This window comes from Streptomyces sp. NRRL WC-3549, from assembly GCF_000721935.1.
Taxonomy (GTDB): domain Bacteria; phylum Actinomycetota; class Actinomycetes; order Streptomycetales; family Streptomycetaceae; genus Streptomyces.
In genome coordinates this window covers 3,017-3,535 of the sequence record NZ_KL585447.1, presented here as the reverse complement: position 1 = coordinate 3,535, position 519 = coordinate 3,017, and the positions used below count along the sequence as shown (strand labels likewise).

1 protein-coding gene is annotated in these 519 nt (G+C 68.8%); it reads right to left on the bottom strand.

Annotated features, from left to right (window positions below):
• The coding region (locus IH13_RS0134910) for a carboxyl transferase domain-containing protein (RefSeq protein ID WP_031090996.1) at positions 1 to 519 on the bottom strand (519 nt) is incomplete at both ends.

The window sequence follows — 519 nt, the reverse complement described above, 5'->3', positions numbered from 1 at the left end:
CGATGTACGCGCCGCCGTACGCCTTCCGGAGGATCAGCGAGATCCTCGGTACGGTCGCGTCGCAGTAGGCGTACAGCAGCTTGGCGCCGTGCCGGATGATGCCGCCGTGCTCCTGTCCTACGCCCGGCAGGAACCCGGGCACGTCGAGCAGGGTGACGATCGGGATGCTGAAGGCGTCACACAGTTGTACGAAGCGCGCGGCCTTCTCGCTCGCCTCGATGTCCAGGACACCGGCGAGGGACCGGGGCTGGTTGGCGACGACACCGACCACCTGGCCGCCGAGCCGGGTCAGCGCACAGATGATGTTGGTGGCCCAGCGTTCGTGGACCTCCAGGTACTCACCGTCGTCGACGATCTCCTCGATCACCTGCCGCATGTCGTACGGCCGGTTGCTGTCCACGGGGACCAGGTCGAGGAGTGCCTCGCAGCGCCGGTCGGGCGGGTCCTCGCTGGGCGCCGGGGGCGGTGTCTCGCGGTTGTTGCCCGGCAGCAGGGAGAGCAGGTAGCGCACCTCGTCGA